Source organism: Saccharothrix sp. NPDC042600, assembly GCF_040647305.1.
Taxonomy (GTDB): Bacteria; Actinomycetota; Actinomycetes; order Mycobacteriales; family Pseudonocardiaceae; genus Actinosynnema; species Actinosynnema mutabilis.
The window spans coordinates 1-13,451 of sequence record NZ_JBEZBW010000156.1 but is presented as its reverse complement, the minus strand read 5'-3'; the positions used below and the strand labels follow the sequence as shown (position 1 = coordinate 13,451).

Sequence of the window (13,451 nt, the reverse complement as noted above, 5' to 3'; positions counted from 1 at the left end):
GTCACCAAGGCCTGCCTCGCCGTGACCCGATGCACCGGCATCACCGTCTGGGGCATCCGCGACACCGACTCCTGGCGCTCCTACGGCACCCCGCTGCTGTTCGACGGCTCGGGCAACAAGAAGCCCGCTTACACGGCGGTCCTCAACGCCCTGAACGCCGCTCCCCCGTCCTCGACCACGACGACGACCACCACCACCACGACCACCACCACCACCACTACGACGACCACGACGACCACCACGCCGCCCCCAAGTGGCTGCACCGCAACGGTTTCCGTGCTCGACCAGTGGAACACCGGGTTCGTGGCCACGATCAAGGTCACGGCGGGGTCCGCGGCGGTCAACGGCTGGTCGGCGTCGGTGGCGCTGCCGTCCGGCGTGACCGTGGTGAACTCGTGGAACTCCGGGCGCAGCGGCAACTCCGGCACGGTGACGTTCACCAACGTGGCCTACAACGGCGCGCTCCCCGCCGGCGGCTCCACGGAGTTCGGCTTCCAGGCGGACGGGAACGCGGGCGCCCTGTCCCCCACCTGCTCGGCCCGCTGACGCACCCCGATCCGGCGGTCGGGCGCAAGCCGTCCGGCCGCCGGCTCGGCGTGCCCAGGACCAGCCGCGATAGCAAGGAGATGCTGTGCGCACAACGGAATCCCACGCCCGGCGAGCGGCCGTCCTCGCCGCCGCCGTGGCCCTGACCGCGACGACCGCCGCGCTCGTCGGGTCCCAGTCCGCGTCCGCCGCCGCCGGCTGCCGCGTCGACTACGCGATCGGCTCGCAGTGGCCGGGCGGGTTCGGCGCGACCGTCGCCGTGACCAACCTGGGCGACCCCGTGAACGGGTGGCGCCTGTCGTGGACCTTCGCCGGCGACGAGCGGATCACGCAGTCCTGGAACGGGACGCACACCCAGTCGGGCAACCAGGTGACCGTGGCCAACGCCGCCTGGAACGGCGCGATCGCCACCGGCGCGGCGGTGTCGTTCGGGTTCAACGCCACCACGAGCGCCCGCCCGACGACGCCCCCGGCGTTCACCCTCAACGGTGTCGCGTGCACGGGGTCGCCGACCACCACAACCACGACAACCACAACCACAACCACAACCACAACCACGACCACGACGACCACCACCCCGTCGCCGAACCGCCCCATGATGGAGAACAACTTCGCGGTCACCCGCGAGGGCGCCTACGGCGACAACCGCTTCACGGTGTTCCGCCCCACGAACCCGCAAGCCCTCGGCCGCCCCATGCCCGTGCTGGCGTTCGGCAACGGGGCCTGCGCGCACACGGACAACAGCGAGGTGACGCGGGCGTTGACGTTCATCGCGTCCAAGGGTTTCGTCGTCGTCAACACCGGGTCGGTCGACGGTTCGCCCAACGGCGTGCCCAGCGGGTCGCCCATCCCGTCCCTGCTCACCGACGCGATCACGTGGGCCGGGCGGGAACAGGACCGTGCGGCCTCACCGCTGAGCCGGCGCCTGGACCTCGGGAAGGTCGCCACCGCGGGCCACTCGTGCGGCGGCCTGGAGGCCCTGGTCGCCGCGCAGGACAGCCGGGTGTCCACCGTGATCTCGCTGAACAGCGGCTTCTTCGCCGACGGCGCGTTCGGCTACCCGCGCACCGAGCTGCGCAAGCTGCACACCCCGGTCCTGTTCATGGACGGCGGCCCGTCCGACATCGCCTACGCCAACACCCAGGCCAACTACGACCTGGTCACCGTGCCGGCGGTGCTGGCGCGGCAGCCGCAGGCCGGCCACGTCGGCTTCATCACCGGCAGCCAGATGACCGACGGCATGACCACGGTCGTGCACTTCCTGGACATGGTCCTCAACGCCAACCCCACGGCCCGCGCGTACGTCCTCGACCCGTCGGGCCTGGCCGCCAAGTACCCGTGGACCGTGTCGAAGAAGGGCATTTGAGCGCTTCACCCGAGCAGCCCAGCGGATTGCGCACCACTCGTCCGCTCTCCTACGGTGTTGAGTCGAAGCGCTTCGACATCGCAGGCGGGAGCGGCGTGTGAAGTTCAGTGACGGCTACTGGTTGCTGCGGCCCGGGGTCGAGGCGGCCCACCCGACGGGCGTGCACGACGTCACCGCCGGCGACGGCGAGGTCGTGGTGCACGCCGCCACCCACCCCGTCCGGCATCGCGGGGACATGCTCAAGGGCCCGATGGTCACCCTCGGGCTCAGCTCGCCGATGCCGGACGTGGTCGGGGTCCGGATCACGCACTTCGCCGGCGGAGCGCCCGAGCGCCCGTCGTTCGGGCTCTCCGCCGACCCCGCCCACGCGGCCAAGGTGGTGGAGGACGACGCCGGGGTGGCGTTGACCTCCGGCTCGCTGACCGTCCGGGTGCGCCGGGGAGCGGAGTGGCGGGTCGACTTCACCGCCGACGGGCGGCTGTTGACCAGCAGTGGCGCCAAGGGCATCGGGTTCATGACGCTCGACGGCGTGCACCACGTCCGCGAGCAGCTCGTGCTCGGCGTCGGCCACGCCGTGTACGGGCTGGGCGAGCGGTTCGGGCCGTTGGTGAAGAACGGGCAGACCGTCGACGTCTGGAACGCCGACGGCGGCACCAGCAGCGAGCAGGCGTACAAGAACGTCCCGTTCTTCCTGACCAACGCCGGGTACGGGGTGTTCGTCAACCACCCGGGGCACGTCTCGTTCGAGGTCGGCTCGGAGGCGGTGTCCAAGGTCGGGTTCAGCGTCGAGGGGCAGTCGCTGGAGTACTTCCTCGTCTACGGGCCCACGCCCCGGGAGGTCCTGCGCAAGTACACCGCGTTGACCGGGCGGCCCGCGTTGCCGCCGGCCTGGTCGTTCGGGCTGTGGCTGTCCACGTCGTTCACCACCTCCTACGACGAGGCGACGGTGACCGGGTTCATCGACGGGATGGTCGAGCGGGACCTGCCGCTCAGCGTGTTCCACTTCGACTGCTTCTGGATGCGCGAGTTCCACTGGTGCGACTTCGAGTGGGACCCGCGCACCTTCCCCGACCCGGAGGGGATGCTGGCGCGGCTGCGCGACCGCGGCCTGCGGGTGTCGGTGTGGATCAACCCCTACATCGCGCAGCGGTCGCCGCTGTTCGCCGAGGGCGCGGCCCACGGCTACCTGTTGCGGCGGCCCACGAGCGAGGTGTGGCAGTGGGACCTGTGGCAGCCGGGCATGGCGCTGGTGGACTTCACCAACCCGGCGGCGCGCGCGTGGTACGCCGCGAAGCTGGAAGCGTTGCTGGACCAGGGCGTGGACTGCTTCAAGACCGACTTCGGCGAGCGCGTCCCGACCGACGTGGTCTACCACGACGGGTCCGACCCGCACCGGATGCACAACTACTACACGTTCCTCTACAACCGGACCGTGTTCGACGTGCTGCGCAAGCGGCGCGACGACGCCGTGCTGTTCGCCCGGTCGGCCACCGCCGGGTCGCAGCAGTTCCCGGTGCACTGGGGCGGCGACTGCGAGGCGACCTACGAGTCGATGGCGGAGAGCCTGCGCGGCGGGCTGTCGCTGGGCCTGTCCGGGTTCGGGTTCTGGAGCCACGACATCGGCGGGTTCGAGGGGACGCCGACGCCGGCGTTGTTCAAGCGGTGGATCGCGTTCGGGTTGCTGTCCTCGCACAGCCGGCTGCACGGCAGCGGGTCCTACCGGGTGCCGTGGCTGTTCGACGAGGAGTCCGTCGACGTGTTGCGCCGGTTCGCCAAGCTCAAGCTCAGCCTGATGCCGTACCTGGACGCCGCGGCGCGGCAGGCCGCCGCCGAGGGCGTGCCGATGATGCGGGCGATGGTCGTGGAGTTCCCGGACGACCCGGGCTGCGCGCACCTCGAACGCCAGTACATGCTCGGCGACGACCTCCTGGTGGCGCCGGTGTTCTCCGATGAGGGTGACGTGTCGTACTACGTCCCCGAGGGCGCGTGGACGCACTTGCTGACCGGCGAGGTCGTGCACGGCCCGCGCTGGGTCCGCGACCGCTGCGACTTCCTGACCGCGCCGGTCCTGGTGCGGCCCGACACGATCCTGCCCGTGGGCGCGGTGGACGACCGCCCGGACTACGACTACGCGGAGGGCGTCACGCTGCGGGCGTACCAACTGGCCGACGGGTCGCACGTGACCGTCGTCGGCGGCACCACGTTCCGCACGGTCCGCGCGGGCGACGAAGTGCGGGTGGAGGCGGAGGGCGCGCCGTCGCGGTGGCGGCTGCTGCTGGTCGGGGCCGGCTCGGTCGGGGCCGGCTCGGTCGGGGCCGGCTCGGTCGAGGCGGTCGGTGGCGAGGTCGCCGCCCACCCCGACGGCGTGCTGGTCGAGGTGGGCGGCGACGCCGTGACCGTGCGCGGCGTGCGCTGAACGAACCCGGCGGTCAGGGTTGCGTGGGCTGGGTCGTCAGGGCTGCGCGGGTCGGCGGAACACCTCGACCAGGGCGGCGTAGCTGTCGCGCCCGTGCCCCGCGGCGACGGCGCGTTCGGCCACGGCCCGGACGAACCGCGGCAGCCCGGCATCGACCCCCGACGTCTCGCTCTCCCGGACCAGGAGGTCCATCGCGGCCAGGTGGGACTCGACCGTCGCGTCCGGGGCGGGGTAGGAGCCCTCCTCGACCTGCCGGGCGTACCCGGGCAGCCACCCGGCGGTGGTGGCGATGTTCTGCCGGGCGAACTCCACGAACGTCGAGGCGTCCACGCCCGCCGCGGCGAGCATCGCGGTCCCGTGCAGGAAACCGTTGAGGGTGCTCCACATCAGGGTCACGCCGGCCGCGGCGTACAGCGCGGCCAGGCCCTGGTCGGCCCCGAGGTGCACCGCGCCCTCACCGAGGCCGCGCAGGGTCGTCGCGTGCCGTTCGAACGCCTCGGGCGACCCGCTGTAGAGGACGAGCGACGTTCCGGTGCCGATGTCCCGCGGCAGGGCCAGGATCGCCCCGGCGAGGTGGGCGGCGCCCCGACCCGCCACCCACTCGGCGGTCTCCCGCACCTCCCGCGACGTGCCCGTGGTCAGGTTCACCACGACCCGGCCGGCCAGGACGTCGGCGGCCGGGTCGAGGAGCCGGCGCAGGACGGCGAGGTCGGAGACGCAGGCCACCACCGGCCCACCGGCCGCCACCGCCTCCTCCACCGACCCGGCGAGCGCGGCCCCGGCCGCGACGAGCGGGTCGGCCTTGGCGGCGGTGCGGTTCCACACGGTCGTCGGGTGCCCGGCGCGCAGGAACGCCCCGGCCAACGCCTGCCCCATCGGCCCCAGACCGATGACCGTCACCGGGTTCTCTTCGTGTCGCGGCATTTCGGACCCCCACCGGGCGCGTCGGAACAGATGAGCCGATCTTGGGCGTTCACACCGGTATGAAGGTCAAGGGGAGGCCGGGGTGCTGATCGGGGAACTGAGCCGCCGCACCGGCGTCCGCACGCACCAACTGCGCTACTACGAGGCGCAGGGGCTGCTGGCGCCGAGCCGGACCGCGGGCGGCTACCGCGAGTACCCGGACGACGCGGTCGTGACCGTGCGCCAGATCCGGCGGCTCCTGGCGGCGGGGCTGACGACCGAGGAGATCGGTTTCGTGCTGCCGTGCACGACCGGCCCGGTCCCCACCATGCGACCGTGCCCCGAACTGCTGGCCGGGCTGCGCGCCCGCCGACGCGCCCTGGACGAGCAGATCGCCGACCTCATGCGCTCCCGCCAGGCCTTGACCGACTACATCGACGCCACCGAACGATCCCCCGGGACGTAAGGCCCTGTCCGTTCGTGACCTCCGACCACGGATTTTCGGAACCGGTGCGAAAAGACTGGTGACGAGCCCAAGCGGTGGGCGTGGTTCGGAGCACGGGGAGAACAGGGCATGGCGGAGAAGTCGGTCGTGGTGGGGGTCGACGGGTCGTCGTCGGCCACGGCGGCGGTGCGGTGGGCGGCGCGGGAGGCGCGGCGGCGCGGGGTGGCGTTGTCGGTCGTGCACGCGTGCCTGCTGGTGCCCGCACGCGTGCCGGACCCGATCGCGCTGCCCCGCACGTACCACGAGGCGGTGCTGGAGCAGGGCCGGCAGTGGCTGGCCGAGGCCGCCGAGGAGGCCCGTCGCGTCGCGCCCGACCTGGCGGTGACCACCGAGCTGGCGTCCGGGGGCGCGGCGGAGGACCTGGTCGGCCGGTCGGCGTCGGCCCAGTTGGTGGTGCTGGGCTCGCGCGGGCTCGGCGGGTTCACCGGGCTGCTCGTCGGGTCCATCGCGGTGGCCGTGGCCACGCACGGGCACTGCCCCGTCGTCGTCGTGCGCGGGGCCGAGACCGGGTCGGGCGTCGTGGTGGGCGTGGACGGGTCGGCGGCCGGCGAAGCCGCGCTGGCGTTCGCGTTCGCCCAGGCCGCGGCCACGGGCGCGGAGCTGGTGGCGGTGCGGACCTGGTCCGACGTCTTCGTGGACACCGCGTGGCACCAGGGCCTGGCCGTGGACTGGGAGCCGATCGAGGCGGCCGAGCGGGAGGTGCTGGAGCGGCAGGTCGAGCCGCACCGCGCGGCGCACCCCGACGTGGCGGTGCGGCTCGTGGTGACCCGCGACCGGCCGGCCCACGCCCTGGTGGCGCACTCCCGCGACGCGGCGCTGGTCGTGGTCGGCTCGCGCGGGCGCGGCGGGTTCCGCGGCCTGCTGCTGGGGTCCACCAGCCAGGCGCTGGTCCACCACGCCGAGTGCCCCGTCGTCGTGGTCCCGCACCACTGAGCCCGGTGACGACACCATGATCTCCGTGACCGCGCCCTGGCGGTCGGACACCGACGACGTGGCCGCCGCGCTGGACGCCGACCCGGGTCGCGGCCTGGCACCGGCCGACGCCGACCTCAGGCTGGCCCGGTTCGGGCCCAACCGGCTGGCCGAACCGCCGGGCCGGCCGTGGTGGCGGGCGCTGGCCGCGCAGGTGGCCAACCCGTTGAACCTGGTCCTGGTCATCGCGGCGGCCCTGGCCGGAGCCGTCGAGCGCTCCTACAAGGAGGCCGTGGTCATCGGGGTCGTCCTGGCGCTGAACGGCGTGCTGGGCTTCGTCCAGGAACGCCGGGCGGACCAGGCGGTCGCGGCGCTGCGCGGGATGCTCAGCCCCACCGCCAAGGCCCGGCGCGCCGGCGTGGTCGTGGAGGTGCCCGCCGACCGGCTCGTCCCCGGCGACGTCGTGCTGGTCGAGGCCGGCGACCGGGTGCCCGCGGACGGGCGGCTGGTGTCGGCGGTGAACCTGGAGGTGGACGAGTCCGGCCTGACCGGGGAGTCGTCGCCGGTGGCCAAGTCCGTCGCGCCGGTGGCCGACGTGGGGCTGCCCGACCGGTCCTGCATGCTGCACATGTCCACCACCCTGACCCGCGGCCACGGCGAACTGCTGGTCACCGCGACCGGCATGGGCACCGAGATCGGCCACGTCGCCGCGCTGCTCGAACGCACCGACACCACCCGCACGCCGCTCCAGCGGCAGCTCGACCGGCTGGGCGTCCGCCTGGCCTACCTCGCCGGCGCGGCGGTCCTGCTCGTCGCGGTCACGCGGCTGGCCACGGGCGGCAGCCTCGGCGAGGTCATCACGCTGGCGGTCGCGCTCGGGGTCGCGGCCATCCCGGAGGGCTTGCCCGCAGTCGTCACGGTCACGCTGGCCCTCGGGATGCGCCGGATGGCCCGGCGGCGCGCGATCGTCAAGCGGCTGACCGCCGTGGAGACGCTCGGCGCGACCACGGTCATCTGCACCGACAAGACCGGCACGTTGACGCTGAACCAGATGACCGCCCGCACGCTGTGGCACGCCGGCCGCCGGTACGCGGTCAGCGGCGAGGGCTACGGCCACGACGGGACCGTCACCGCCGAGGACGGCGGGCCCGTGGGCGGCCTGCGGGACGTGCTGCTGCCCGCCGTGCTGTGCAACGACGCCGTCGTGCGTGACGGCGTGCTGGTCGGCGACCCCACCGAGGGGGCGTTGCTGGCGCTGGCCGGCAAGGCGGGGGTGGACGTGCAGGCGGTGCGGGCCGGGTTCCCGCGCGTCGCGGAGATCCCGTTCGACTCCGCGTTGAAGTACATGGCGACCTTCCACCGGCACGGCACGGGCATGCGCGTGTACCTCAAGGGGGCCACGGACGTGCTGCTGGACATGGCGTCCCACGTGCGGCTGGCCGAGGGGGACGTGCCACTGGACGAACGGCGGCGCGCGGCCGTGCAGGAGGAGCTGCACCGGATGGCCGGGCGGGGGCAGCGGGTGCTCGGCGTCGCGGTCGGCGAGACCGCCGAGGCCGACCCGACGCCGGAGGTGCCGTCCCGGCTGGTGCTCGTGGGCGTGGTCGGCCTGCTGGACCCGCCGCGCCCGGAGGCGCGGGCGGCGATCGCCGAGTGCCGCAGCGCGGGCATCGACGTGAAGATGATCACCGGCGACCACCTGGCCACCGCGACCTCGATCGCCGGCACCCTCGGCATCACCGGACGCGGGATGTCGGGCGGCGAGCTGGACCGGCTCGACGACGACGGCCTGGACCGGGCCGTCGAGACGAACGACGTGTTCGCCCGGGTCGCGCCGGAGCACAAGATCCGCGTGGTGGCGGCGTTGCGGCGCCGCGGCGAGGTCGTGGCGATGACCGGCGACGGCGTGAACGACGCGCCGGCGCTCAAGGGCGCGGACATCGGCGTGGCGATGGGGGTCACCGGCACCGACGTGGCCAAGGAAGCCGCCGCGATGGTCCTCACCGACGACAACTTCGCCACCATCGTCGGCGCGGTCCGCCAGGGCCGCACGATCTACGACAACATCGTGAAGTTCGTCCGGTTCCAGGTGGGCACCAACGTGGCGGCGATCCTGACCATGGTCGCCGGCTCGGTGCTCTTCCTGGGCGACGCGGTGGTGCTGACACCGTTGATGCTGCTGTGGATCAACGTGATCGCCGACGGCCCGCCGGCGCTGGCGCTGGGCCTGGAACCCGCGCGCCCGTCCGTGATGCGCGAACCCCCGCGCCCGCCCGGCGCGCAGATCCTCACCAGCGCCCGCCTGACCCGCATCGCGGCGACCGCGGCGGTGATGGTCGTCGGCACCCTGCTGGTGTTCCAGCACGGCGCGGACCGGGGCACCGCGACCGCGCAAACGTTGGCGTTCACCACTTTCGTGCTCTTCCAGGTGGGCAACATCCTCAACGTCCGCGACGAACGGGCGTCGGCCTTCGGCCCGTTGCTGCTGCACAACTGGCGGCTGTGGGCGGCACTGGCGGCGGTGCTGGCGCTCCAGGCCTGCGCGGTCCACGTGCCACTGGCCCAGGACTTGTTCGGCACCACCGCACTCACGTTCGGCGACTGGCTGCTGGCGGCCGGCACCGCGTCCACGGTGCTGTGGGTGGAGGAGGCGCGCAAGGCGTTCGTCCGTCGGCGATCCGTTGCGCTTTAGCGCGGTTTTCGGCCCTTGACCGGCCGGGTGGAACCGGTCGGTCAAGGGCCGGTCGGTGAAGGGCCGGTCGGTGAAGGGCCGGTCGGTGAAGGGCCGGTCGGTGAAGGGCCGGTCGGTCCGGGCCCGTTCGGTCAGGGTCGGTCGGTCAGGGCCGGTCGGTTCGCGCCATCGCCCGGAGCAGGTCCCGGCGGGTGACGACCCCGACCAGCCGGTGGTCGGACACGATCGGCAGCCACCGCACGTGGTCCTCCAGCATGACGCGGGCGATCATGGCGACGGGCGCGTCGGGGTCCATGCACAGCACCGGGGTGGTCATCACCCCGCCCGCCGTCGTGGCGCCCTCGACGTACCCGCCGCGCACCACGTCCTCCTCGCTGACGATCCCGACCAACCGCTCCGCGACGTCCACCACGGGCACCGCGGTGAACCCGCGGTCCGCCAACAGCGCGGCCACCTGCCGGATCGGCACGTCCGCGGTCACCGCGACGACCGGGCTGGTCATGACGTCCTGAGCACGCATGGGACACCTCCTCCCCCGAGGGTCCACCCGAACGGTCGGCGCGGACACCGTCCGGAGGCCCCGAAGCCAGGCCCGCCGGGCCCGGTCCGCGCGGGACCTTGGACCCTGTCCGGTGACGGTGCCGCGCGACAAGGTCAACTCCGAACCCCCTCCTCTGGACCACAACACGACCGCCCACCTGTGCGGTCCCGTCCCGTTCATGCGCCACATCCGCGCCGGCCTCCTCCGCCGAGGCTTCCCCGACCACCGCATCCGCTACGAGGTCTTCGGCCCCGGCATGCTGGACGACCGGATCGGTTGAGGGGCCACGACGATTGGTCTGGGTGGTCGAGACGGGCGACCACCTTCACCGTGGTGCGCCGGCTGGTCCCGGTCTCACGCCCGAAGGTGGGTGCACGGCAGGAAGAGCCACCAGCCGTCCGGTTCCTGGTCCAGCCGCACCTCCGGCGCGCCGGCGGCGCACTGCTCGCGGGCCTGCTCCAGGCCCGGACGCCACGGGGTGCCGCGCAACAGCCCCGCGCCGTCCCGGACGTGGAGCACGGCCGCCGTCAGGACGATCGCGCCGAGCAGGACCTGTGCCGCCAGTGCCACCGACCGGCCGCGGGAGGCCGCGTCCAGTCCCACGGCCATGGCCGTGAACAGGAACAGGCACGGCAGGACGCTGTAGCGCTGCGCGGTCATCACGACTCCGGGGAACTGGGCGCTCAACACGTGGACCCAGTTCATGCTCAACGACATCGTGATGACGACCGCCCCGCACACCACGCCGTACACCGCGACCAGCCGAGCCGCCGGACCGCCCCACCGCAGCGCGGCGACCACCGGCAGACCGGTCAGCAGCAGCGCGACGGCCAACGGCCAGTGCCCGAACGCCGGGTACAGCCGGTGGACCTGCTCGGAGCCGGTGAGCCCCGCCAACGGCACCCGCAACAACGCCGCCAACGCCACATCGACGGGCTCGTACCGGTCGTCCGAGTACGGCAACCGCGTCGTGGTCGCCATCGCCAACCCCTGCACCGCAAGGCCGACGAGCAGGGCGACCGGCACCGTCCTGCGCGGCAGCGCCAAACGCAGAAGCGCAAGCGGCGCCAACAAGAACACCAACGCGCCACTCAACGCGGCGAACACCACGAGCACCGCCATCGGCAGACGCGGTGCCGACCGCCACAACAGCGCCCAGAACGCGCCGTAGAGCAGGAACCAGTGCAGGTTCGTCAGGTTGTTCAACGGCTCGGTGTTGCCCACGGGCAGCACCACCACCAACGCGGCGTGCGCGAACCGGAGCGGGAACGACCGCAGGTAGGCGCCGGAGGCGGCGAACACCACCAAGGCGACCGACGTCCGCACCGCCGCCGCCGACACCGCGAACACGACCGGCACCCACTCCAACGGCAGCACCGAGGCGGCCTCGGCGACCAACCGCGGAACCGTGTGCAGGTAGCCGCCGTAGGGAGTGACCAGGTTCCTCCCGAACTCATGCACAACAGCGTCACGGATGAACATGGGACCGTCCTCGGCCCACAGGTGCTCCAGCCGCGACCGCCCCGCCGGGAGCAGCAACAGGAACGCCATCGAGCCCATGAACGCACCGACGTGACCCACGACCCGCTGCCCGCGCGGCACCTCGCCGGCAGCGGCTTCGGGCAGCACCTGGTTCAAGCGTGTGCGCGCAGCGGGCGGCGTCGCGCAGTCGTGTACCACGAACAGTCCTCACATACCGTGTCGAATCGAATACGCAGCGTGGTAGTCGCAAGTGCGCAGCACGGTACACGGAGGAACTTGATCTCAGCGGGTGACCACCACATTCCAAACGGTCACGGAAAGTGTCGACGAACCCTCACAACGGGTACGGGCCGAGCCGGCCCCAGGCGACCAGGACCGGGGCCGCCGCGAGGTAGAGCACCCCGAACAGCCAGAAGCCGGGTCCGATGTCACCACGCCGCACCTTCAGCGTGGGCACGACCACCGCCGGCACCAACAGCGCCAGCGCCGCGACGGGCGTCAGGACCGTCGCCCGGCCGACCAACCCGGGCACCAGCAGCGCGACCCCGCAGGCCGCCACGAGCAGCCCGCCCAGGCGCTCGACCGGGCTCGGACCGCCCAGCCGCACCGCCTCCCCGTGCAGGTACTCCCGTGCCGCCGGCCGCAGGGCGGTCATCAACCCCGAGGGGACGGTCAGGAAAGCCATGACCCCCTGGAGCACCCACAACAGCGTGTCCACCGCCATCACCCCCGCGAGCGACCATACCGAGGGACGCCCGGAAGTGGCCGCCCGATCCGCGCGCCACCGGGGACCACGGCGCGTGACGCACCCGTCGGAACCGGGTCACACAATCGCATGGATGATCTTGTCTTCCGTCCTATTGAGACGGTCGTGACCCCAGAATGGCCGCTGTCACCACGAAGAAGGCGGTCACCCCATGCGCACTCCAACGCCCGTGCACCTCGTCGGCTCACTCCCCGGACCCCTGTGCGACAAACCGGCCACGGCGATGGAGTGGTTCCTGCGCCACAGCGACGACGCGCCGTTGACCGGCCTGCCCTGCGACCGCGACCCGCGCTGGATCATCGACTGGCTGGACCGCCTCGCGACCGTGCCCGCGCTGGAACCGGTGCGGACCGGGGCCAGCACCGGCTACCACGACATGCCCACCTACCGCCTGCGCCCCGGCCACCACCTCGCGCCGGGCGACGTGGCGTGGGGCATGCCGGCCCACGTCGAGGACGCCTTCGCCGCCCTGGACGCGCTGCGCCCCGGTTCTCGGCTGCGCCTGCAGGTGGGCGTGCCCAACGCGTTCGACCTCGCGTTGTTCGCGTTCGGCTCGGTCGAGGACGCCCTGCGGCACCTGCCGGTCGTGCGGGAGGCGATGAACGGCGAGGTCGCGCAGGTCGCCGCCCGGTGGGGCGACCGGGTGCAGTTCCAGCTGGAGACGCCGGCCGTGCTGGTCTCCTACCACCGCACGCCGCGCGAAGGGTGGCCCGGCCTCACGCAGTTGCTGGTCGGCGAGGTCGCGCGGGTGTTGGACACCGTGCCGCACGGGCGGTGGGTGCTGCACCTGTGCTACGGCGACCTGGGGCACGTGCCGGTGTTCGTGCCGACCGACCTGGAGCCGGCCGTCGAGTTCGTCAACGCCCTGGCCGACCACGAGTCCGACCGCAGGCTGCCGGTCCCGACCGTGCACCTGCCCGTGACCGCCGGCGACGCGGCGCCGCCGACCGACCCGGAGTTCTACCGGGCCCTGCGCCGGCTGCGGCGCGGTGTGCGGGTCATCGCGGGCGTCGTGGCCGAGAACCACCCGCGGGAGAGCCGGGCGGCGCTGGACCTGGTCGTGGACGCCCTCGGCGGCCCGGTGGCCGGCGTCGCCGCGGCGTGCGGGTACGGCCGCCGCACGCCCGAGGCGGCAGCGGCGAACCTGTCGCTGGCGGTCCGCCTGGCCCGGGAGATCAGCCCTTCCGAGGCGTGATCACCGGACTCGCGGCACCGGGACCGCACGCGGTCGCCCCCGCGGGGCCGAGCCGGGCGGCGCCCCCGCGCGGCGCGCGCAGGAAATAACGGCCCCCACGAAGACCGCCACCCCAAGAAACAGAACC

At 73.1% G+C, this 13,451-nt stretch carries 12 protein-coding genes; 8 read left to right on the top strand and 4 right to left on the bottom strand.

Going from position 1 to position 13,451, the window contains the following annotated elements; genetic code table 11:
• The 3 genes from AB0A74_RS40620 to yicI all read left to right on the top strand — a co-directional run.
• On the top strand, positions 1-546 hold a 546-nt coding region (locus tag AB0A74_RS40620; protein ID WP_358258261.1), incomplete at its 5' end, for a cellulose binding domain-containing protein.
• A gap of 85 nt (positions 547-631) precedes the next feature.
• The gene (locus tag AB0A74_RS40615) at positions 632-1,912 is read left to right on the top strand and encodes a cellulose binding domain-containing protein (protein ID WP_358258259.1); all 1,281 of its coding nucleotides are present in this window, start codon (positions 632-634) and stop codon (positions 1,910-1,912) included.
• 97 nt (positions 1,913-2,009) lie between these two features.
• A complete protein-coding gene (gene yicI / locus AB0A74_RS40610; RefSeq protein ID WP_358258257.1) occupies positions 2,010-4,328 on the top strand; it encodes an alpha-xylosidase in 2,319 nt (772 codons plus the stop codon).
• 36 nt (positions 4,329-4,364) lie between these two features.
• Here yicI and AB0A74_RS40605 read toward each other — a convergent pair whose 3' ends face one another.
• Positions 4,365-5,228 carry an NAD(P)-binding domain-containing protein gene (locus tag AB0A74_RS40605; RefSeq protein ID WP_358258255.1) on the bottom strand — a complete coding sequence of 288 codons (864 nt, stop codon included), beginning with the start codon at positions 5,226-5,228 and terminating at the stop codon, positions 4,365-4,367.
• 106 nt (positions 5,229-5,334) lie between these two features.
• On the opposite strand from AB0A74_RS40605, the gene AB0A74_RS40600 reads away from it, so the two are divergent.
• The 3 genes from AB0A74_RS40600 to AB0A74_RS40590 all read left to right on the top strand — a co-directional run bounded on the left by AB0A74_RS40600 (position 5,335) and on the right by AB0A74_RS40590 (position 9,340).
• Positions 5,335-5,697 carry a MerR family transcriptional regulator gene (locus AB0A74_RS40600; protein ID WP_358258253.1) on the top strand — a complete coding sequence of 121 codons (363 nt, stop codon included), beginning with the start codon at positions 5,335-5,337 and terminating at the stop codon, positions 5,695-5,697.
• Between the two features lie 108 nt (positions 5,698-5,805).
• Entirely contained in the window at positions 5,806-6,669 is an 864-nt protein-coding gene (locus AB0A74_RS40595; protein ID WP_358258251.1) for a universal stress protein, read from the top strand.
• 25 nt (positions 6,670-6,694) lie between these two features.
• The gene (locus tag AB0A74_RS40590; RefSeq protein ID WP_358258249.1) at positions 6,695-9,340 is read left to right on the top strand and encodes an HAD-IC family P-type ATPase; all 2,646 of its coding nucleotides are present in this window, start codon (positions 6,695-6,697) and stop codon (positions 9,338-9,340) included.
• 145 nt (positions 9,341-9,485) lie between these two features.
• Here AB0A74_RS40590 and AB0A74_RS40585 read toward each other — a convergent pair whose 3' ends face one another.
• Entirely contained in the window at positions 9,486-9,860 is a 375-nt protein-coding gene (locus AB0A74_RS40585; protein WP_358258247.1) for a CBS domain-containing protein, read from the bottom strand.
• Between the two features lie 112 nt (positions 9,861-9,972).
• Between AB0A74_RS40585 and AB0A74_RS40580 the strand changes: the two genes are divergently transcribed.
• Positions 9,973-10,161: a hypothetical protein gene (locus tag AB0A74_RS40580; RefSeq protein ID WP_358258245.1), complete on the top strand. Its 189-nt coding sequence runs from the start codon at positions 9,973-9,975 to the stop codon at positions 10,159-10,161.
• 74 nt (positions 10,162-10,235) lie between these two features.
• Here the strand turns inward: AB0A74_RS40580 and AB0A74_RS40575 are convergent, their stop codons facing one another.
• Together AB0A74_RS40575 and AB0A74_RS40570 are read right to left on the bottom strand one after the other, a co-directional pair.
• Entirely contained in the window at positions 10,236-11,510 is a 1,275-nt protein-coding gene (locus tag AB0A74_RS40575; protein WP_358258244.1) for a hypothetical protein, read from the bottom strand.
• A 187-nt stretch (positions 11,511-11,697) separates the two neighbouring features.
• A complete protein-coding gene (locus tag AB0A74_RS40570) occupies positions 11,698-12,087 on the bottom strand; it encodes a hypothetical protein (protein ID WP_358258242.1) in 390 nt (129 codons plus the stop codon).
• Positions 12,088-12,280: 193 nt separating this feature from the next.
• On the opposite strand from AB0A74_RS40570, the gene AB0A74_RS40565 reads away from it, so the two are divergent.
• On the top strand, positions 12,281-13,324 hold the full coding sequence (locus tag AB0A74_RS40565) for a hypothetical protein (RefSeq protein WP_358258240.1): 1,044 nt from the start codon (positions 12,281-12,283) through the stop codon (positions 13,322-13,324).
• The last annotated feature ends 127 nt before the right edge of the window (positions 13,325-13,451 follow it).